Annotated in this window: 17 protein-coding genes and 1 pseudogene; 11 read left to right on the top strand and 7 right to left on the bottom strand. The window is 65.0% G+C overall.

The window, feature by feature from the left end:
* Positions 1–45 precede the first annotated feature (45 nt).
* From H290_RS0108915 to H290_RS32010, 6 genes and pseudogenes are all read left to right on the top strand, one after another.
* The gene (locus tag H290_RS0108915) at positions 46–732 is read left to right on the top strand and encodes a YcnI family protein (protein WP_020106449.1); all 687 of its coding nucleotides are present in this window, start codon (positions 46–48) and stop codon (positions 730–732) included.
* A complete protein-coding gene (locus tag H290_RS0108910) occupies positions 729–1,241 on the top strand; it encodes a copper resistance CopC family protein (RefSeq protein ID WP_020106448.1) in 513 nt (170 codons plus the stop codon). Before H290_RS0108915 ends, H290_RS0108910 begins: the two co-directional genes overlap by 4 nt.
* Positions 1,242–1,246: 5 nt before the next feature.
* On the top strand, positions 1,247–2,170 hold the full coding sequence (locus H290_RS0108905) for a copper resistance D family protein (protein WP_020106447.1): 924 nt from the start codon (positions 1,247–1,249) through the stop codon (positions 2,168–2,170).
* A 114-nt stretch (positions 2,171–2,284) separates the two neighbouring features.
* A complete protein-coding gene (locus H290_RS31435) occupies positions 2,285–2,824 on the top strand; it encodes a hypothetical protein (RefSeq protein WP_020106446.1) in 540 nt (179 codons plus the stop codon).
* Between the two features lie 9 nt (positions 2,825–2,833).
* On the top strand, positions 2,834–3,052 hold the full coding sequence (locus H290_RS31430) for an alanine-zipper protein (RefSeq protein WP_020106445.1): 219 nt from the start codon (positions 2,834–2,836) through the stop codon (positions 3,050–3,052).
* A pseudogene (locus tag H290_RS32010) lies at positions 3,000–3,215 on the top strand (hypothetical protein); the annotation flags it as partial. The gene H290_RS31430 and the pseudogene H290_RS32010, both read left to right, overlap by 53 nt.
* Before the next feature lie 71 nt (positions 3,216–3,286).
* On the opposite strand, the gene H290_RS0108885 reads toward H290_RS32010, so the two are convergent.
* The 3 genes from H290_RS0108885 to H290_RS0108875 are packed head-to-tail and all read right to left on the bottom strand — an operon-like array spanning position 3,287 to position 5,611.
* Complete coding sequence (locus H290_RS0108885) at positions 3,287–4,840, bottom strand: succinic semialdehyde dehydrogenase (RefSeq protein ID WP_020106443.1); 1,554 nt, start codon at positions 4,838–4,840, stop codon at positions 3,287–3,289.
* A 12-nt stretch (positions 4,841–4,852) separates the two neighbouring features.
* Positions 4,853–5,341 carry a ribonuclease E activity regulator RraA gene (gene rraA, locus H290_RS0108880; RefSeq protein ID WP_020106442.1) on the bottom strand — a complete coding sequence of 163 codons (489 nt, stop codon included), beginning with the start codon at positions 5,339–5,341 and terminating at the stop codon, positions 4,853–4,855.
* A 48-nt stretch (positions 5,342–5,389) separates the two neighbouring features.
* Positions 5,390–5,611 carry an RNA-binding S4 domain-containing protein gene (locus H290_RS0108875; protein ID WP_020106441.1) on the bottom strand — a complete coding sequence of 74 codons (222 nt, stop codon included), beginning with the start codon at positions 5,609–5,611 and terminating at the stop codon, positions 5,390–5,392.
* A 126-nt stretch (positions 5,612–5,737) separates the two neighbouring features.
* Between H290_RS0108875 and lysX the strand changes: the two genes are divergently transcribed.
* The 5 genes from lysX to H290_RS0108850 all read left to right on the top strand — a co-directional run bounded on the left by lysX (position 5,738) and on the right by H290_RS0108850 (position 12,677).
* Positions 5,738–9,025, top strand: coding sequence for a bifunctional lysylphosphatidylglycerol synthetase/lysine--tRNA ligase LysX (lysX, locus tag H290_RS0108870; RefSeq protein ID WP_081631530.1), 3,288 nt, complete (start codon positions 5,738–5,740; stop codon positions 9,023–9,025).
* Between the two features lie 61 nt (positions 9,026–9,086).
* Positions 9,087–9,806 (top strand): response regulator transcription factor, encoded by a 720-nt coding sequence (locus H290_RS0108865; protein ID WP_020106439.1) that lies wholly within the window; start codon positions 9,087–9,089, stop codon positions 9,804–9,806.
* The gene (locus H290_RS30155) at positions 9,803–11,236 is read left to right on the top strand and encodes a cell wall metabolism sensor histidine kinase WalK (protein WP_155976773.1); all 1,434 of its coding nucleotides are present in this window, start codon (positions 9,803–9,805) and stop codon (positions 11,234–11,236) included. The genes H290_RS0108865 and H290_RS30155 overlap by 4 nt, the downstream gene beginning before the upstream one ends.
* 188 nt (positions 11,237–11,424) lie before the next feature.
* Positions 11,425–11,706, top strand: coding sequence for a hypothetical protein (locus tag H290_RS0108855; protein ID WP_020106437.1), 282 nt, complete (start codon positions 11,425–11,427; stop codon positions 11,704–11,706).
* A gap of 101 nt (positions 11,707–11,807) precedes the next feature.
* Entirely contained in the window at positions 11,808–12,677 is an 870-nt protein-coding gene (locus H290_RS0108850) for an alpha/beta fold hydrolase (RefSeq protein WP_020106436.1), read from the top strand.
* Here H290_RS0108850 and H290_RS31100 read toward each other — a convergent pair.
* From H290_RS31100 to gltB, 4 genes are all read right to left on the bottom strand, one after another.
* Positions 12,667–12,834, bottom strand: coding sequence for a hypothetical protein (locus H290_RS31100; RefSeq protein ID WP_155976772.1), 168 nt, complete (start codon positions 12,832–12,834; stop codon positions 12,667–12,669). The genes H290_RS0108850 and H290_RS31100 overlap by 11 nt on opposite strands.
* Before the next feature lie 290 nt (positions 12,835–13,124).
* Positions 13,125–14,033, bottom strand: a complete 909-nt coding sequence (locus tag H290_RS0108840) for a cutinase family protein (RefSeq protein WP_020106434.1) — start codon at positions 14,031–14,033, stop codon at positions 13,125–13,127.
* 102 nt (positions 14,034–14,135) lie between these two features.
* Positions 14,136–15,602, bottom strand: coding sequence for a glutamate synthase subunit beta (locus H290_RS0108835; RefSeq protein WP_020106433.1), 1,467 nt, complete (start codon positions 15,600–15,602; stop codon positions 14,136–14,138).
* Complete coding sequence (gltB, locus tag H290_RS0108830; protein ID WP_020106432.1) at positions 15,595–20,178, bottom strand: glutamate synthase large subunit; 4,584 nt, start codon at positions 20,176–20,178, stop codon at positions 15,595–15,597. Before gltB ends, H290_RS0108835 begins: the two co-directional genes overlap by 8 nt.
* Positions 20,179–20,546: the final 368 nt, after the last annotated feature.

Here is a 20,546-nt window from a genome sequence, read left to right as displayed (position 1 = left end):
CCGAGTCGGGTGGTCACACCTCATTTTCTTTCGAAGGAATCACGCATGTCTTCATTTTCCCGGCGCGCCCGTCTCATCGGTACCGGTATCGCTGCAACAGCTCTCGTCGGCACCGGCACTCTGCTCGGCGTCGGATCCGCGTCGGCCCACGTGACCGCGGTCGGCCCCGACCTGACCCAGGGCGGCTACGGCGTCGTCACGTTCCGGGTCCCGAACGAATCCGACACCGCCAACACCGTCTCGGTGAGCGTGACCCTGCCCAACCTGAAATCTGCCCGCACCGAGCCGATTCCGGGATGGACCGCCGAGATCACCAAGGACGCCACCACCGAAGAGGCCACGTCGGTGACCTGGCGGGCAGCGGACGGCAATCCGGGCATCAAGCCCGGCGAATTCGTCCAGTTCCCATTGTCGGTGGGTCCGCTTCCCGAGCAGGAAACCGTCGAATTCCCCACCATCCAAACCTATTCGGATGGCGAGGTCGCGGCCTGGGATCAGGCCACCGTCGAAGGTGAACCCGAGCCCGACAAGCCGGCACCGACGGTGACCCTCGGCGCCGAATCCGCCGACGGCCATGGACACGACGGTTCGACCGCTGCCGAGGACGGCAGCGCGCAATCCGACGATTCCGACGACGACAACACCGCACTGTGGCTCGGTGGCATCGGAGTCGCATTGGGCGCGTTGGGTGTCGGCATCGGCACCGGCGCATTACTGCGCGCGCGACGATGAGGCGGATCGCACTCGCCCTCAGTGCACTGCTCCTCGCGGTGCTGGCCGGTTTCGCCACCGCACCGGTCGCATCGGCGCACGCCAGCTTGGTCAGCTCGGATCCCGCCGACGGTGCATCGCTGGCGGTCGGACCGGTGGCGGTGACCCTCACCTTCAACGAACCGATGCAGGAGAGCTTCCCCGCGTTGACCGTGGTGGGTCCGGACGGTCACTACTGGCAGTCCGGGGCACCCACGGTCACCGGACGCACGATGAGTGCACCGGTTTCGGAACTCGGGCCCGTCGGCGAATACGCGATCAACTACCGCGTGACGTCGGCTGACGGCCATCCGGTGGAGGGTCGGCTGACCTTCACCCTGACCGCCGAGGGTCAGGGCACGCCCGGCGCCGCGGTCGACGACAACGATTCGTCATCCTCGGGGCTCCCCGTGTGGCCGTTCATCGTCGGCGCGGTGGTCCTGTTCATCGGCGGTCTGGCGTTCGCGCTTCGGCCGCTGCGCAAGAAGTAGGAAATGTGACTGCGGGTACGGCGCGACGCGAGTGGTTGCTCGGCGCCGTACCCGCAGCCTGCATCGGGGTGCTGATCACGTGGGTGTTGGCCCACCCGGCCGGACCGGGCCCGGGCGCGTTCACGCACGCCGTCGCACTGCTGTCCGCGATGACCGTCCTCGGACTGGCCGGGCTTCGTCTGCTCGGCGCGGATCCCGCCGATCCCGGCGTGCTGCGACTCATGGCCATCGCGGCCGGGGTGTGGACCATCACGTCGCTGATCTCGTCGTGGCTGGCCGCCGCCGAGCGCGTGGGGCAGTCCGCGACGACCATCGGGGTCGACGATTTTGTTCGGGCCGGCGGCACCGCTCCGGCGATCATCGGCGTCGGCTGCGGGCTCGGAATCTGTGTTGCGGCGCTCATCTGGATCCGACGGCCGCAACTCGTCGCACCCGAGGCCGCGGCGGCAGTGGCCGCCCTCGGTCTGGTCATCGAGCCGATCACCGGACACCTCCGACAACAGAACGGCGGGGTGGTCGCGGTGGCCATCCATGTGCTGGCCGCAGCGTGGTGGTGTGGTGCCCTGATCGCGCTGGCACTGACCGCCCGTGGCCGGAAGGCCTGGGCGCTCGGTCTACCCAGGTTCTCTCGTCAGGCGCAGTGGTGTGTGCTCGCCCTGTTGCTCAGCGGTGTGGTGGCCGCGGTCCTGGAGCTCGATCCGTTCTCCGCACTCTGGACAACCGGCTACGGACGAATCCTGGTCGCGAAATCGATCGGATTGGTGATCCTGCTGACCTCGGCCATCTATCTCCGTCGACGTTGGCTGCCGGTCGCCACGAGCCACCGGTTCCCTGAAACCTCTTCTCTCCGTTTCGCTGTCGCGGAGGTGCTACTCATGGCCGTGGTGATCGGACTGGCCTCCGGACTGGGTGCCACCGCACCCAACTGAGCCGAGCGTGCGCCGGACAGGCATGATTGTCGGCACGCACCCGCCGACGGCGCGGAGGCCCCAGCCACCGCTGAAACCCCCCGTCCGCCTGATCCTGCGAAGGAGCGACGCCGCATGGCCGACCCGGATCCACAGCCCGCATCCGAGCAGCAGCCGGGCGGTGTCCCCGAGTCACCGAACGGTCCGCCGGAGACCCCGCCGGAAGCCAAGAAGACTCCCGCCAAAAAGGCTGCTCCGCGGAAGGCGCCGGCGAAGAAAGCCGCCGCCAAGAAAGCTCCGGCGAAAAAGGTTCCGGCCAAGAAGGTGGCAGCAAAAAAGGCTTCATCCCAGAAGGCCGCGCCCCAGAAGCCTCCCGTCAGGCGCGGCCCCGACAAGCCCCGCAACACTGCCCCACCGAAGTCGACCCCGGCCCAGGCCGTGGCCGCCAACGGGCCGGCCGAACCCCCCGCAACAGTCCCGCAGACCGAGACCCCGGTGACGACTCCGGTCACTGTTCCGGCGGATCAACCATCGCGGTTCACCGCACTCAAACAGACCGAACCGACCCCACTTCCGGCTGCCAACCGCTCGTCGCCGGGCAAGTGGCTGGTGTGGTTGGTCGCCGCCGTCTTGGCAGTTGTCGTCGTGATCCGTCGCCGCCGCGGCAACTCCTGACCGCCGACCGTGCCAAACCGACCGCCCAGCACCGCCGAGCGGGCCGAACCGACCGCCCAGCGTGCCTCAATCACCGCCGAGCGTGCCTTCGTTACCGCCGACCGTGCCAAACCGACCGCCCAGCGGGCCTCAATCACCGCCGAGCGGGCCCTCGTTACCGCCGACCGGGCCAAAGATGCACGCGTCGATCGGGACTCGTCCATGTTTCGGCCCGGTCGACGGTCATAACGGCCCGGTCATCAACGGCTGGTTCGGCACGGTCGACGGCCGGTTCGGCACGGTCAACGGCCGGTTCGGCACGGTCGACGGCCGGTTCGCACGGTCAACGGCCGGTTCGGCACGGTCAACGGCCGGTTCGGCACGGTCAACGGCCGGTTCGGCACGGTCAACGGCCGGTTCGGCACGGTCAACGGCCGGTTCGGCACGGTCAACGGCCGGTTCGGCACGGTCGACGGTGGTTGGTCAGCGGCCGGGCAGGAACTTCAGTGACTTGATGAACATCGGGACGATCCGCATGAACACCGAACGCGGCACGCCCTTGATGCCACCGAGGCCGATGATGCGTTGCTCGGCAACCGTCTGCGGTTCGGTGTATTTGAGGAGCCCCTCGACACCGTGGCGGCGTCCGACCCCGGACATCCCCATGCCACCCATCGGCGCGGCCGTCGATCCCCACGCAGCTGCGTAACCCTCGTTGATGTTGACGGTTCCGGCGCGAAGTTCGGAGGCAATCTTTCGAGCCTCCTCCGACGATCCCGCAAAAACGCTTGCGTTCAAACCGTATTCGGTGTCATTTGCGCGTTTGATCGCCTCGTCCACCGAGTCGACGGGGTAGATCGACACCAACGGACCGAATGTCTCGGCGGCATAGCAGTCCATACCGTCTTCGACACCCGCGAGAACCGTCGGCTCGTAGAAAAACGGACCTAGGTCTCCTCGCCGCTTGCCGCCGGCCAGGACGACGGCCCCCTTGGCCTTCGCGTCTTCGACGTGCGCCTCGATGGCGTCGACCTGGGCGGCCGAGGCCAGCGATCCCATCTCGGTGGAGAAGTCGTACGCGCCGCCGAGGGTCATCGCCGCAACCCGTTTTGCGAACTTCGCGGAGAAGTCGGCGGCCACCGGATTCTCGACATAGATGCGTTCGATCGAGATGCAGAGCTGCCCCGAATTGGAGTACGACGCGCGCACCGCACCCTCGACCGCTTTGTCGACATCGGCGGATTTGGTGATGATCATCGGGTTCTTGCCACCGAGTTCGGCCGAGAATCCGATCAGCCGGCGGCCGGCCTGTTCGGCGAGCCGGGCTCCGGTGGCCGAGGATCCGGTGAACATCAGGTAGTCGGCCTGAGCCACGATCGCCTGACCGACCACCGAACCCGGTCCGGGCACCACAGCGAACAGCTCACGCGGGAGACCGGCCCGATACAGCAGTTCGACCACGGCGAGCGCGCAGTAGGGCGTCTGGCTGTCGGGCTTGAGGACCACGCCGTTGCCGGCCATCAGCGCCGCGAGTCCGTCGGACACCGCCAGTGTCATCGGATAGTTCCACGGCGAGATCACCCCGACCACACCTTTTGCCTGATACCGAACGCGGGTATCGGTGGCGACCGGGAGCATGCCCTTGACCCTGCCCGCAGCCAGCAGCTTGGGCCCGGTCTTGGCGTAGTGCCGGGCGGTCATCGCCACGTCCAGCACTTCTTCCTGGGCGTAGCCGCGGGCCTTGCCGGTCTCGGCCTGCGCCATGTCGGCCAAGGCGTCGCGATTCTTCAGCACCAGGGCGGCGAAGTCGGTCAGGACCTGGGCGCGCTCGCGCGGCCAGAGCTTCGACCAGGCCGTCTGAGCGGCCCGCGCCTTACCGAAAGCGGCGGTCACATCGTCGGCCGTACCCACCGGGACCGTGGTCATCTCGCTGCCGCTGAACGCCTCGAGTACCGGACGGGTCGATCGCGCGTCGACATCGTCGATCGCGATCAGCCCACGGAGCCGGTCGAAAGTTGCCTGATCGGGTTTTGCCATGGTGTCCGCCCTTTACTCCGCCGGCGCGACGAGGACGATGCCGTCGTCATCGCTGTAGGCGAGGTCGCCTGGATTGAATGTGACGCCACCGAGCTCGATCGGGATGTCACGCTCGCCGACGCCGCTCTTGGTCGACTTACGCGGATTGGTTCCGAGCGCCTTGACGCCGATGGCCATGTCACCGATCATCTTCGAATCGCGGATGGCCCCGTTGATGATGATTCCCGACCATCCGTTGCTGCGACCGAGCTCGGCGATCAGGTCGCCGACCAGCGCGGTGTGCAGCGAGGCGGCCCCGTCGATCACCAGGACGCCACCGTTGCCGGGCTCGGAGAGGATCGACTTCAGGAGTGCGTTGTCCTGGAAGCACTTGACCGTGGTGACCGGTCCGACGAACTCGCGGGTGCCACCGAATTGGGTGAACTGGACATCACAGCTGCGGACATCCGGGCCGATCTCGTCGACGAGGTCAGCGGTTGCTACAAAGGTCGTTTCGCTCATGGCCTTCAGCCTAACGACATAGCCTACTGGCGGGTAATAAAGGTGCGGTCATTCCGGCGGACCCACGACGGCTTCGAAGCCACCGATCTCCACCACGTCGCCGACAACGAGCTGCCGCCCGCGCCGCGTATCGACCTCACCATTGACACTCACCAGGCCGTCGGCGATCACCTCTTTCGCCTCGGCACCGGATTCGATGAGATTGGCCAGTTTCAGGAATTGGCCCAGACGGATCGAGTCATCGCGGATCGGAACTGTTTGTCGGCTCACGGTCCAATCCTCTCATCCGCACGTTAACGTGGTTGGGGACCCGCTGCGGAAAGGCACCCGACTGTGAGCGTCGACTCCCCCGAAACCACCTCCGAGGCAACCTCACCCACACCACGACCGTCCCGAATGCCCCCTCCTGCAGGATGGTTCAGGAATGCGCCCCGCCACACCAGCTGGGTGGTCGGCGTCCTGGCCGGGATCTCGCTGCTCACCTGCCTTTCCTATCAGTTCCGGCGTATCACCGAGGTGCCGCGCGATTACATCGACAACTACATAATCTCAGCTCCCGACACCAGCTTGGCGTGGGCACTTGTGCTGGGGCTCTTGGCTTTTGCGCTCGCAGCCCGCAAACGGATCGCGTGGTGGCTGACCGTTGGCTACATTCTGTTGTTCGGAACGGCGAACGTCATCTACCTGTTCGAACCGTTGGCGTCCGAGAACGGTGTCGACACGGTGGTCCGGGTCAATATCTTCATCGGCCTCGCGATCCAGTTGCTGGCACTGGCATATCTCGTCGGCAGCTACCGGCAGTTCTATACAAAGGTCCGCAGAGGCGCGATCTGGCGCGCTCTCGGTGTTCTCGTCGCCGGTTTGGTTGCCGCATCGCTGATCGGCTGGGCCCTTGTCGAGATCTGGCCGAACACACTCCCGCAGTCCCATCGACTGCCGTACGCGATCAATCATGTTGTGACATTTGGGTCTGTCGACGTCTCCACCGACTACGACCAGTACCACTCGTATGAGGCTGTCGATTCTCTGCTCGGTGTTCTCGGAGCGCTCGCACTTCTGGCAGCGGCGCTGATCCTGTTCCGCTCGCAGCGCTCCAACAATTCGATGACGCCCGACGACGAACGGTTGATCCGCCTGCTGATCGACGGGTACAGCGGCGACGATTCCCTGGCCTTCTTCTCGACCCGCCACGACAAGGCAGTGGTGTTCGCCCCCAACGGTTTGGCGGCCATCACCTATCGCGTCGAGGTCGGTACCGCGATGGCCGGTGGAGATCCGGTCGGCGACAAGAAGTACTGGCCGGACGCGATCGCCGAGTTCCTGAAGACCTGCGACCGCTACGGCTGGCATGCCGGCGCGATCGGCGTCAGTGTCACCGGCGCCGAGTACTGGGATGCCGCCGGGCTCAAGACCTTGAACATCGGTGACGAGGCGATCGTCCACACCCGCGGCTACAACCTCAACGGGCCCGACATGAAGGCGGTCCGGCAGTCGGTGGCACGCACCAAGCGCGCCGGGATCACCGTCCGGATCACCCGGCACGAGGACCTTTCGCCAGAACAGATGTCCGCCATGATCGCTCGAGCCGACGCCTGGCGGGACACCGAAGACGAGCGCGGCTTCTCGATGGCGCTCGGCCGCCTCGGCGACCCCAAGGATGGGCGTTCGATACTGGTCGAGGCCGTCCAGGATGGCGGAACCGACGACGAGAAGGTCGTCGGCATGTTGTCGTTCGTACCGTGGGGAACCACAGGTGCATCGCTCGACGTGATGCGCCGCGACCACGATTCGATCAACGGCCTCACCGAGACGATGGTGACCGAGTTCGCCGAGAACGCAGAAGCATTCGGGATCCTCTACATCTCGATGAACTTCGCGGCCTTCCGTTCGGTCTTCGAAGAAGGCGACACGATCGGGGCCGGCCCGGTCATGAGGGCGATGTACGGCGCACTGACCTTCGCCTCGAGATACGTGCAGATGGAGTCGCTGTACAAGTCGAACGCCAAGTATCAGCCCGAATGGGTGGCCCGTTTCCTCTGCTTCGAAGAAGCACGCATGGTGCCGCGTGTCGGTCTGGCGGCGGTGGTCAACGAGGGTTTTGTGAAGCTGCCCAAGTTCGGCAAAGGCCGCGACTTCACGGGTGACTCGTCGTCGATCCCACCGGGCGTCGACGTCGACCAGATCGCCGCACAGATCGAGTCCGAAGGCGAGAAGGAGCATCTCGGTCCGCGGCGCCCCGAGCAGGTCCGGGTGCGATTGGCCAAGCTGGAACAGCTCGCCGCCGCCGGTGTCGATCCGTATCCGCCGGCATATCCCCCCACCCACACCGTCGCCCAGGCCGTGTCCGCTCCCGAGGGCACGACCGGTCGCATCGCCGGACGAGTGATCCGGATGCGCGACTTCGGCAAGGTCGTGTTCTGCGATGTGCGCGACTGGAGTGGCGACATGCAGGTGCTCGTGGATTCGAGTGCACTCAAACCCACCGCGATGGACCTCGCCTCGATTGTCGATCTCGGCGATCTGATCGAGGTGAGCGGCACCGTGGGACGCAGCCGCAAAGGTGAGCTGTCGCTGCTGGCCAAGGATTGGCGGATGCTCGGCAAGTGCCTGCACCCGTTGCCGGACAAGTGGAGTGGGCTCACCGATCCCGAAGCCCGTGTCCGCCAACGGTATGTGGACCTCACCGTCAACCCTCGCGCCCGTGAGTTGATGCGCGTCCACAGTGCGATCGTGAAGTCGATGCGCGACTTCCTCGCCGGCCGCGACTACCTGGAGGTCGAGACGCCGATTCTCCAGCAGATCCACGGCGGCGCCAACGCGGCACCGTTCCGCACCCACATCAACGCCTACGACCTCGATCTCTACTTGCGTATCGCACCGGAGCTCTACCTCAAGCGGTTGTGTGTCGGCGGTATGGAGCGGGTGTTCGAGATTGGCCGCAACTTCCGCAACGAGGGTGTCGACTTCAAGCACAACCCGGAGTTCACGAGCCTGGAAGCCTATGAGGCGCACAGTGATTACGACCGGATGCTGCATCTGACCCGGGAGATGATCCAGAACGCCGCGGTCGCCGCCCACGGCGAGCAGGTGGTCTACATCGAAGGCAAGGACGGGCAGGTCGAAAGGGTCGACATCTCCGGGGAATGGCCGGTGAAGACGCTGCACGGCGCGGTGTCCGAGGCCATCGGCGAAGAGATCACCCCGTACTCAGAGGTCGACTACCTCATGGAGTTGTGTGACCGCCGCGAGATCCCTTACCGCAACGACTGGGACGCCGGCCAGGTCGCGCTCGAGATGTACGAGCACCTCGTGGAGGACCAGACGACGTTCCCGACGTTCTACAAGGACTTCCCGACGTCGGTGTCGCCTCTGACCCGGCAGCACCGAACCATCCCGGGCGTCGCCGAACGCTGGGACCTGGTGGCCTGGGGCGTCGAATTGGGCACGGCCTACACCGAACTCACCGATCCGGTGGAGCAGCGCAAACGACTCACCGAGCAGTCGCTGCTCGCGGCCGGCGGCGATCCGGAGGCGATGGAACTCGACGAGGACTTCTTGCAGGCCCTCGAACACGGGATGTTGCCCACCGGGGGACTCGGCATCGGTGTCGACCGGATCGTCATGCTCCTCACCGGGCAATCGATCCGCGAAACACTCGCATTCCCGCTGGCGAAGCCGAAGTAACGGTCAGCCGGCGCGAAGCATGCCCGGTCCGGACAACCGACGCGAGTAGGCTTCCGATTCGATGGTCCACACCGAAGCGACACATGACGATCGCAAGCCCTCACCTCGGGTCTTGATGATCGATGACGACCCGGAGCTCACCGAGATCGTCACCGCATCGCTCGAATTCAGCGGTTACCAGGTGACGTCGGCACCGACCGGAACCGACGCGATGAAGGTACTGGCGGAGTCATTTGATGCGGTGATCCTCGACGTCATGCTGCCCGGACTGGACGGTTTCGAAGTTGTGCAGCTGATCCGCAGCCGCGACGAACACACGCCGGTGTTGTTCCTGACCGCCCGGAACGCAGTCGAGGACCGGGTCCGCGGCCTTCGACTCGGCGGTGACGACTATCTGACGAAGCCGTTCAGCATGGCCGAACTGCTGGCGCGGATAGACGCTCTGATCCGCCGTGCCGGTTCAGGCGGTCCACCGCAAGACGTGGTGCAGGTGGGCGATCTCCGACTGGACCGGAGCGCCCGACGGCTCACTCGTGGTGAAGATCCGATTTCGCTGTCGCCCACTGAGTTCCGCCTGGTGGAGTATCTGATGGTCAATGCGGGACATGTGATGTCCAAATCCCAGATCATGGATCAGGTGTGGGGTTACGACTTCGGTGGAGACGGGAACGTCGTCGAACGCTTCGTCTCCAGCATCAGGCGCAAGGTCGACACCACCGGGCAGCCGCGACTCCTGCACACGGTTCGCGGATTCGGTTACACGATGGACGCATCGCGGTGAGAAGTCGTCGATCACCCCGCACGCTCCGCTTCCGCCTCGGCGTGACCCTGGGATTGCTGACTGTCGTCGTCACGCTCGTCGCACCGCTGCTCAGTGTGCTCCTGGTCCGCGATCACCTCGAGGATCGCGCCGCCGAGCAACTGATCAGCACCTCAGATCGGATCGAGGCCGCCCTGTCCGCGGTGGGACCCTTTCAGGTTCCGGCACAGCAGGTCACAGCCCTACTCCCGTCGCTGGCGGTGTTTGTCGTAGTCGATTCCGCCGGACAGGGACACATGATCGGATCTGCCGGCAGTGATCTGACGCCAGACCAGCTCGCGACCTTTGTCCGCGAGACGGAGGGCCTCAGCCCCGGTCAGGCCGACCGCATTTCCGTGGGTTCGGCGCACTACGCGGTCACCCGTATCCCTGCTCCCGGGATCGTCATCGTCGACAGCGAGTCGACCGTGGAGGTCACCGATCTGATCATCGGGCTCGATCAGAGCGACAACGACCTGCTTGTGCAGCGCCTGCTCTGGTACACCGTTGCGGGCGCCTGCGCGTCGATGATCGTGGTGGGCGGTGTCGGCGCGTACCTGTTGCGGCGCGGTCTGCGGCCGTTGGAGCTGATGGCAGGCGCGACAACCACCGAGACCGGCGACGACCTGCTGACTGTGGTCTCCCAGGTGGCACACTCCCACTCCGGCGCCGAGATCATCGCTCTGGCAGCAGCATTCGAGTCTGCATTCGCGGCCCGCCAGGACGCGGAAACACGCATGCGCAACTTCGTCGCGGACGCATCCCATGAACTCCGGGCGCCGGTCACCACGATGAGTTCGTGGATCGATCACTACCTCCAGGGCGCACTCACAAGTACGGACGATATCGATCGGATGGTCGCCCGCCTCGAGGCGGAGACCGGGCAGATGCGGCATCTGCTCGACGAGATGACTCTCTTGGCCCGAACCGACGCCGGGGTGCCGTTCGAGCTGGCCGGGATGGACGTGGGCGACCTGGTCGACGAAGTGGTGTCCGACGCCCGCGTGGTCACGCCGGAACGAGAGATTTCGTTCCACTGCTGCGGTCCGGCCCGGGTTCTGGGTGATCCGCATCGACTTCGCCAGGTATTCGGCAACATCGTCGGCAACGCCCAGGAGCACACCCCGGCCGGCCGGCCGATCGATGTCCGCGTATCGGCAGGGGCCGATATTCGAGTAGAGATACGCGACCACGGAGATGGGATACCTCCCGAGCAGCTGGTGCACTTGTTCGACCGATTCTGGCGCGCAGAACCCGGCGGATCCCGGACCCAACGACACTCCGGCCTGGGTTTGGCGATTGTCAACGCCATCGTCGAAGCGCATGGCGGACAGACCACGGTCACATCCGAGCGAGGGGTGGGCACCGTAGTGACAGTCGTTCTCCCGGCCGAGAGGGAAACCGTCAGCTGATCGTCAGGTTCGGCGGTGGGTGACGACGAGGTTGGCATGGTGTGCTGCCCTGTACCGCGAAACGATCAGTGTCGCTTCCACCAGGCCGACGGCGAGGATGACAGTTGAAACTCTCTCACTCCCTTGTCCCACTGTGGCGAATCGGATCGCGCTGGAGCACCAGGTTTTTCGGATCAGCGCCTCTGTTCATGACCGTCATTCTGAGCGGCATATGCGTCGGCACCTTGTTGTTCGCGATCACGTACACCCCGGAATTGAACACCGGGCCAACCGAACCCGACTCGGAGAGTGTCGAATCGGCTCGGACGCCGCTGCAGGAGGCACAGCTGCTCTTCGGTTTCCTGTCCAGCACGACGACCAGTTCCTCGTCGGGCATCAGCCCGGTGACCGCGAGCGACGGCCAGATCTTCGACTCCATCGGCACCGCCGAACTCGGCACTCGCTGGTGTCCTGACCTCGATCGGGAATGACCTGAGCGCCGCGCTCGTCTCGCTGGCGATGGACCCGGAGTCGACCAAGCTCGCACCGATGCCACCGATCCACGAGGCCGTCGCGGCCTAGACTGGCCGGGGTGCAGCCACCCGGACTCTTACCGATCATCAAAGGCCTGCACACGCATGTGGTGGTCGATGGCCAGGGACCGCCGCTTCTGTACCTGGCAGCTCTGGGCGGCAGTTGGTTCGACTTCGATCAGGCAACCGCGCTGCTCGAAGATCGATGGACGATCATCCGATATGACCGACCCGGATACGGATTCTCCGATCCGCTGCAGGCCGGTGAGATTCCGTCGATCTTCACCGAAGTCGACCGCATCGATCACATCCTCGACGCCCTCGGCATCGTCGAGCCGGTGGTCGTGGTCGGGCATTCGCTCGCCTCGCTCTACGCCGAAGCGTATGCCCGGAGCCGGCCCGAGCGTGTTGCCGGACTGATCATGCTCGACGGCTCGTACGTGACGATGCCACTGCAATTGGTGCCGCCGAGCTGGAGTAACCGGTTCGCGCATGTAGCGGCCACGGCCATCAACAAGTTGCCGTTGCCCCGCGCTGCCGGCGTCTTCGCCCACCGGGCCGCCACGTATCCCGGCGCACCGGCCGGTTTCGACAACGTCCAGAAAGAGTGGATCGCCGAGGTCTTCAACTCAGCGACCTACCCGCGCGCACTCCTCGTGGAGCAAACCGCGTTCGCGGTCCTGAATGCGGAACTGGTCGGATTGCGACGGACCGCTGCGCTTCCGACTCCGACGCTGGTCGTGTCTGCGCTCTCGGGGCGTCGTACCCCGTTCGGGAGGTTCTGGGACTGGAAGCAACGCCGATATGCGGCGCTTCTGGGTGCCGATTACCGGGCGCTGAGGCCGGCGCGACACTATTTCGTGGTTCAGCAACCGGACGTCACCGCAATGCTGATCGACGAGTTCGCCGATCGCGCGATCAGAGGTTGAACTGGCGCAGGTCTGCTGTCGTCGCCAGGCGCTCGCCGTCCTCGGGGAGCATACGAGCGAGGCGACGATGGGCAATCAGTCCGTTCGACCCGAAGATGTGCGGCGTCATTCCAAGCAGTTGAGTCCGGCGGCGGGTGCGGGAGTTCGCCAGTTTCACGACTGATCACATCCTGTTTGCTACAGCGGATAGTACTTTTAATACTGTAAACGAGCCCGGTGGCCGGCGGTCATCGGATTCGTCTTCGGATACCTGTGCAGTGTGTCGTGTTGACCAAATGCGTTGTTACTCTCCGCAGGTCAGCACCGTGGTGAGTGCTCGCGATGTTGCGTTGATCACATTACGCCGGCAAACTTCCGATCCCTGGGAGAACACGCGGGTAAGTCACAACTGTCCCAGCAGTCACATCGCCGCGCTCAGCGAGACACCGACGAACGGCGGAATCGAGGTTAGGCAAGACCGGCGAGATAGTTCTGCGCCCACTGCAGCGCGGTCACGCCGGGCTGAACCTCGAAGTCGGCGTAGCTACCGTGCGAGCCCGACTGCAGGAACCTGTTGAAGGCGACGATCTGCGCCCGCGCCTTTTCGTTGCTCAGCTCATCCACGAGTGCGCCCGGACCACCCTGGGTGATCAATTCGCCGACGATCGCCACGGCTTCGAGCTGGTACTGGGCCACCTGGTCCGGGTTCGGGTCACTGGTTTCCGCCAGATATCCGGCGATCCTGGAGACGTAGTAGTCGCGGGGCACATTGCAGTACTGATCATCGGGCTCGCAGATGGTGAAGGTGCGGTTCTTCACCCAGCCGAATCCACCCTGCCGCGGACCGCCGTTGCCCTCACCACTGAGGCTCGGGCCGATCAGCGCGTCACTCTTCGACCGACGGGGGTCGGAGATCAGGACGGCGCCGGCGAACTTGGCCGGGGCGATCGCGCCGTGTCCGGTACCGATGTCGGCGGCGACGTCACCCGCTGCGTCCGCGCCCTGGCTGTAGCCGATGAGCGCGATCTTGGTGCCCGGGCAGCGCTTGGTCATCGCGATCGCCAGGCCCTCGGTGTTGGCAACGGCCTGCGCCTTGGACTCTCCGTAGATACTGCCGCCGTCTTCCCAGGGGAAGGCGGTGGCGTTGTAGCCGACCAGTTGGGTCTGCGTTTCCGAACCGAGACCCGTGGTCGGATAGGCGAGCATCCCCCGGATCTGGGCGTCAGCGGACTTCTCCCAGGTGCCGGGGATCGCCAGAACATAGAGCTCGGGGCAGTCCTGCGGATCAGCTCCGGCAACAGGAGACGTGAGGGCAGTCAGCGTCCCCGCCGCCACGACCCCCGCTGCCAACGCACTGACCCATCGCCGCAACCGCATGCCGCTTCCCTCCACCGATCCGATGCCCAGGCAATAGTAACGATAAGATCTCGCGCCTACCCCCGTGCACATCCTCTCAGGTCCGAGAGGAATCGGCATGCTCTACCGCTGAGGTGCCTGCGTGGGTTCGATGGGTGTCGGGAGCAACGACGAACCGGTCAGGTACGCGTCCGCTGCAGCTGCTGCGGAACGGCCTTCAGCGATCGCCCAGACGATCAGCGACTGGCCACGACCGGCATCTCCGGCCACGAACACGCCTGGCACGGTCGACTCGAAGTTGTTCCCACGCTTGACGTTTCCACGCTCGTTGTAAGCAACGCCAAGCTTGTCGAGGAAGTCTTCGCGCTCGGGGCCGACAAAGCCCATCGCCAGCAGCACCAGGTCGGCCTCGAGTTCGAACTCGCTGCCTTCGACCTTGTCGAAACGTCCGGCGTTCATGACGACCTCATGAGCCCGCAACCCGGTGACCCGTCCGTCTTCACCGACGAATTCCTCGGTGTTCACGGAGAAGACACGCTCGCCACCCTCTTCATGTGCCGACGAGACGCGGAACATCAGCGGGTAGGTCGGCCACGGAGTCGACTCTGCGCGCTCCTCCGGAGGCCGCGGCATGATCTCGAACTGATGCACGATCTCGGCGCCCTGCCGGAGCGAGGTGCCGAGGCAGTCGGCACCGGTGTCGCCGCCACCGATGATGATGACCTTCTTGCCCTTGGCCGTGATCGGCGGCTGGCCGTCGGCGTCGAGGACGTCGTCGCCCTGCTGCACCTTGTTGGCCCAGGGCAGGAACTCCATCGCCTGATGGATGCCGTCGAGCTCGCGCCCGGGGATCGGCAGGTCACGGCCCAATGTGGAACCGTTGCAGAGGATCACCGAGTCGAAGTCGGCGCGCAGCTGATCGACGGTCAGGTCGACACCGACGTTGACGCCGGCCCGGAAGATGGTCCCTTCGGCCTCCATCTGCTCGAGACGGCGGTCGATGTGCCACTTCTCCATCTTGAACTCGGGGATGCCGTAACGCAGCAGTCCACCGATGCGGTCGGCCCGCTCGAAGACGGTGACGTCATGGCCCGCGCGGGTCAGCTGCTGGGCAGCAGCGAGTCCGGCCGGACCCGATCCGACCACAGCAACCGACTTACCGGTCTTGACGGTGGGCAGCACCGGGGTGACCCAGCCTTCGTCGAAGGCATTGTTGATCAGCTCGACCTCGACCTGCTTGATGGTCACCGCGGGCTGGTTGATCCCCAATACGCACGACGCCTCGCAGGGCGCCGGGCACAGCCGACCGGTGAACTCCGGGAAGTTGTTGGTGGCGTGCAGACGGTCGATGCCGTCGGCCCAACGATCCTTGTACACCAGGTCATTCCACTCGGGAATGAGGTTGCCCAGCGGGCAACCGTTGTGGCAGAACGGGATACCGCAGTCCATGCAACGGCTGGCCTGGGTCTTGAGCGTGGACTTGTCGAAGTCCTCGTAGACCTCTTTCCAGTCCATCAGGCGCAGCGGCACCGGACGACGCTGCGGCAGTTCGCGTTCGGTGTGCTTGATGAAACCTCGCTGATCAGCCACGTGCGGCCTCCATAACTGCCTCGTCCACGTTGCGTCCGTCCTTCTCTGCCGACGCGATGGCCAGCAGTACGCGCTTGTAATCACGCGGCATCACCTTGACGAAGTTCTGTGCGGTGTTCGCCCAGTCGTCCAGGATCGCCCGCGCCACCGGCGAACCGGTCTCGTTGCGATGCTTGTTCACGATGCCTTCGAGGAACTCGAGGTCATCAGCTTCGAGCGGTTCGGGCTGAACCAACTCGGTGTTCAGGTTCGCGTCCAGCTCGCCCGCCGGGTCGTAGACATACGCGATGCCACCGGACATACCGGCCGCGAAGTTACGTCCGGTCGATCCGAGGACCACCACACGTCCACCGGTCATGTACTCACAACCGTGGTCGCCGACACCCTCGACCACCGCGGTGACGCCGGAGTTACGTACGCAGAAGCGTTCGCCCACCACACCGCGGAGCAGGATCTCGCCGCCGGTGGCGCCGAATCCGATCACGTTGCCGGCGATGATGTTCTCTTCGGCCACAAAGCCTTCGGGGGCATTGTCTGCGGGCGCGACCACGATGCGGCCACCCGACAGACCCTTGCCGACGAAGTCGTTCGCGTCACCCTTGAGCCGCAGCGTCACACCCTTGGGCACAAACGCGCCGAAGCTGTTACCGGCAGAACCCGCGAAGTCGATGATCACGGTGCCGTCGGGCAGCCCGTTGGCACCGTAGTTCTTGGTGATCTCGTGACCGAGCATCGTGCCGACCGTGCGGTTGACGTTGGCGATCTTCGACGTGAAGGCCACCCGCTCGCCCTTCTCGATCGCGGGACGGGCCTGGGCGATCAGCTGCTGATCGAGGGCCTTGTCCAGTGCGTGGTCCTGGCTGCCGGAGCAGTACAGGTCCTGGTTCATGAACGGTGAATCCGGCTGCACCAGGATTGCCGACAGGTCGAGCTTGCCCGCCTTCTCCGACTTCCAGTGGCTCAGTGCCTTGGCGGTGTCGAGCATCTGTACCTGGCCGACAGCGTCCTGCAAGGTGCGGAAGCCCAAGCGTGCCAGCAGTTCCCGGACCTCTTCGGCGATGTACATGAAGAAGTTCTCGACGAACTCGGGCTTGCCGGTGAACCGCTCACGCAGCAACGGGTTCTGCGTCGCAACACCCACGGGGCAGGTATCGAGGTGGCAGACACGCATCATCACGCAGCCCGCGACCACCAAAGGTGCTGTGGCGAAACCGAACTCCTCGCCACCGAGCAGCGCTGCGACAACAACATCGCGGCCCGTCTTGAGCTGGCCGTCGACCTGCACCACGATGCGATCGCGAAGTCCGTTGAGCAGCAACGTCTGCTGGGTCTCGGCGAGGCCGAGCTCCCAGGGTCCGCCGGCATGCTTCTCGGACGTCAGCGGCGTGGCACCGGTACCGCCGTCGTGGCCGGAGATCAGCACCACGTCGGCGTGTGCCTTCGACACACCCGCGGCAACCGTTCCGACACCCACCTCGGACACGAGTTTCACGTGAATCCGGGCTTCCGGGTTCGCGTTCTTCAGGTCGTGGATCAGCTGAGCGAGATCCTCGATCGAGTAGATGTCGTGGTGCGGAGGCGGCGAGATCAGGCCGACGCCTGGCGTCGAACCACGGACCTCGGCGACCCACGGGTACACCTTGTGCGGCGGGAGCTGTCCGCCCTCGCCGGGCTTGGCGCCCTGAGCCATCTTGATCTGGATGTCGGTGCAGTTGGTCAGGTAGTGCGAGTTGACGCCGAAACGCCCCGACGCGACCTGCTTGATGGCACTGCGACGCCAGTCGCCGTTCGCGTCGCGATCGAAACGATTGACGTTCTCGCCGCCCTCACCGGAGTTCGAGCGACCGCCGAGACGGTTCATCGCGATGGCGAGGGTCTCGTGTGCCTCGGCCGAGATGGAGCCGAAGCTCATCGCACCGGTCGAGAAACGCTTGACGATCTCGCTGGCCGGCTCGACCCGATCGATCGGGATCGGATCACGGTCACCGAAGTTGAAGTCGAAGAGGCCACGCAGCGACGCGATCTGCCTGGACTGATCGTCGACGAGCTTCGTGTACTCCTTGAACACCGAGTACTGGCCGGTGCGGGTGGCGTGCTGCAGCTTGAACACCGTGTCCGGGTTGAACAGGTGGTACTCACCCTCGCGGCGCCACTGGTATTCGCCGCCGACCTCGAGCTCGCGGTGTGCGCGCTCCTCGGGACGGTCGGTGAAGGCCACAGCGTGGCGGGCGGCGACCTCGGCGGCGATCTCATCGAGCCCGATGCCACCGAGGTGGGACCGCAGGCCGGTGAAGTACTCGTCGACGGTTTCCTGGTTGATGCCGATGACCTGGAACAGCTGGGCTCCGGTGTACGACGCCAACGTGGAGATGCCCATCTTCGACATCACCTTGAGGACGCCCTTGCCGGCGGCCTTGATGTAGTTCTGCTGGGCCTTCTTGTAGTCCAGACCACCCAGCACGCCGCGCAGGGCGAGGTCCTCGATCGTCTCCAGCGCCATGTACGGGTTGATCGCGGCAGCACCGAAGCCGACCAGTGCGGCCATGTGGTGCACCTCGCGGGCGTCACCGGCCTCGACCAGCAGACCGACCTGGGTACGGGTCTTCTCCCGGACCAGGTGGTGGTGCACGGCGGAGGTCAGCAGCAGCGACGGGATCGGCGCCAGGTTCTCGTCGGACTCACGGTCCGAGAGAACGACCAGGCGGGCTCCGTCGGCGATGGCCTCGGAGACCTGGTTGCGAACGTCGTCGATGGCCTTTCGCAGTCCGGCGCCACCTTCGGCGACCGGGTACAGACCACGGATCTGAACGCTGCGGTAGTCGGCGAAACGCTCGTCCTCACCAAGACGCACCAGCTTGGCCAGGTTGTCGTTGTCGAGGATCGGCTGCGGCAGCACGATCTGCTTGCAGGATTCGGGACCCGGGTTCAGCAGGTCGGCCTCACGGCCGATCGTGACGCCGATGCTGGTGACGACCTCTTCGCGGATCGCGTCCAGCGGCGGGTTCGTGACCTGCGCGAACATCTGCTGGAAGTAGTCGAACAGCATCCGTGAACGCTTCGACAGCACGGCGATGGGCGTGTCGGTGCCCATCGATCCGATCGCCTCGGCGCCGGTACGGGCCATCGGCTCGACGAGCACGCTGATGTCTTCGGTGGTGTATCCGAAAACCTGCTGACGCAGCTTCACCCGGTCGTGGGGCATGTGGGTGTGCGGTTCACCGGGCAGGTCGTCGAGGTGCTTCATGCCCTCGTCGAGCCACTGCTGGTACGGATGTGCGGCGGCGAGTTCGTCCTTGATCTCGGCGTCGTCAACGATCCGGCCGGCGGCGGTGTCCACCAGGAACATGCGGCCGGGCTGCAGGCGCAGCTTCTGGACCACGTCGCCGTGATCGATGTCGAGGACACCGACCTCGGAAGCCATCACGACCAGGCCGTCCTTGGTGACCCAGATGCGGCTCGGGCGCAGGCCGTTGCGGTCGAGGACCGCACCGATCAGGGTGCCGTCGGTGAAGCAGACCGATGCCGGTCCGTCCCAGGCCTCCATCAGGGTGGAGTGGTACTCGTAGAAAGCCCGGTGCTCAGGCTTCATCGACTCGTGACGCTCCCAGGCTTCCGGGATCATCATCAGGACCGCATGCGGCAGGCTGCGCCCACCGAGATGCAGGAGCTCGAGCACCTCGTCGAAGCGTGCGGTGTCGGAAGCACCCTCGGTGACCACGGGGAAGATCTTCTCTGCAGTGCCTTCGCCGAAGACACTGGTGTCGATGAGCGCCTCGCGGGCCCGCATCCAGTTCTCGTTACCCGTTGCGGTGTTGATCTCACCGTTGTGGGCAATGCGACGGAACGGGTGGGCCAGCGGCCAGCTCGGGAACGTGTTGGTGGAGAAGCGCGAGTGGACCAGGCCCAGTGCGCTCTCGACGCGATCGTCCTGCAGGTCGATGTAGAAACCACGCAACTGCGGGGTCGTCAGCATGCCCTTGTAGACAAAGGTGCGACCGGAAAGGCTCGGGAAGTAGACGGTCTCGCGGCCGGGGCCGTCCTGGCCGGCGCCCTTGCTGCCGAGTTCGGTCTCAACCCGCTTGCGAACCACGTAGGCGCGTCGTTCCAGGTTGTCGCCGCTTTCTCCCGCGATGAAGATCTGGCGGAAGGTCGGCATGGCATCGCGCGCCAGTGCGCCCAGCGAAGCCTCTTCGATGGGGACGTCGCGCCAGCCCAGGACGGTCAGGCCCTCGGACTGGACGATCTTCTCGACACCGTCGCATGCGGTCTTGGCGTCTGCTGAACCCTGCGGCAGGAAGGCGATGCCGGTGGCATACGAACCCTCGGCAGGCAGTTCGAAGTCGACGATGCCGCGGAAGAAGCGGTCGGGAACCTGAATCATGATTCCGGCACCGTCGCCGGTGTTCGGCTCGGCACCGGCAGCACCGCGGTGCTCGAGGTTCACCAGAGCCGAAATCGCCTTGTCGACGATGTCGCGGCTACGACGGCCATGCATGTCGACAACAAAAGCGACACCGCAAGAGTCGTGCTCGTTCTGCGGGTCGTAGAGCCCAATCGGGCCGGGAGCGTGCTTCATACTTTTCGCCCTTAACACCGCGCTCGCATCGAGCGCACAGGTTCAGCAGTGGTTACGTACACGGGGACACGGCCAACCAGATAAGGTAAACCTAAAGACTACTTCCACCTGCACTTACGTGCCTCGCGGACCAGTCCCCCATACTTCCAGCCAGCGCCGTTGCTGACCACAGATGATCGCTGATCATTGCACGGAGGATCTCCCCGCCAACAAACATCGAGCTATTTTCTCACGGCACCCACGCCGGATTGAAATCGCGCCCGGTAAAAAGCCACCCCGTCATGTCCCCCCGGACGATTCTCGCTGCTCCGGATGCCCCCACTATTGCCTAGATCACAAGTCCGTGCATGCCGGATCGGGGCACTCGA

Source organism: Nocardia sp. 348MFTsu5.1, assembly GCF_000383535.1.
Lineage (GTDB): Bacteria > Actinomycetota > Actinomycetes > Mycobacteriales > Mycobacteriaceae > Williamsia > Williamsia faeni.
This window is presented reverse-complemented; position numbering and strand designations above follow the sequence as displayed.

What these genes read in the sequence shown, in the direction of transcription:
- H290_RS0108910 (WP_020106448.1), top strand. Translation starts at nt 729, where the DNA reads ATGAGGCGGATCGCACTCGCCCTCAGTGCACTGCTCCTCGCGGTGCTG.
- H290_RS0108865 (WP_020106439.1), top strand. Translation starts at nt 9,087, where the DNA reads ATGGTCCACACCGAAGCGACACATGACGATCGCAAGCCCTCACCTCGG.
- lysX (WP_081631530.1), top strand. Translation starts at nt 5,738, where the DNA reads ATGCCCCCTCCTGCAGGATGGTTCAGGAATGCGCCCCGCCACACCAGC.
- H290_RS31435 (WP_020106446.1), top strand. Translation starts at nt 2,285, where the DNA reads ATGGCCGACCCGGATCCACAGCCCGCATCCGAGCAGCAGCCGGGCGGT.
- H290_RS0108885 (WP_020106443.1), bottom strand. Translation starts at nt 4,840, where the DNA reads ATGGCAAAACCCGATCAGGCAACTTTCGACCGGCTCCGTGGGCTGATC.
- H290_RS0108915 (WP_020106449.1), top strand. Translation starts at nt 46, where the DNA reads ATGTCTTCATTTTCCCGGCGCGCCCGTCTCATCGGTACCGGTATCGCT.
- gltB (WP_020106432.1), bottom strand. Translation starts at nt 20,178, where the DNA reads ATGAAGCACGCTCCCGGCCCGATTGGGCTCTACGACCCGCAGAACGAG.
- rraA (WP_020106442.1), bottom strand. Translation starts at nt 5,341, where the DNA reads ATGAGCGAAACGACCTTTGTAGCAACCGCTGACCTCGTCGACGAGATC.
- H290_RS0108855 (WP_020106437.1), top strand. Translation starts at nt 11,425, where the DNA reads ATGACCGTCATTCTGAGCGGCATATGCGTCGGCACCTTGTTGTTCGCG.
- H290_RS0108840 (WP_020106434.1), bottom strand. Translation starts at nt 14,033, where the DNA reads ATGCGGTTGCGGCGATGGGTCAGTGCGTTGGCAGCGGGGGTCGTGGCG.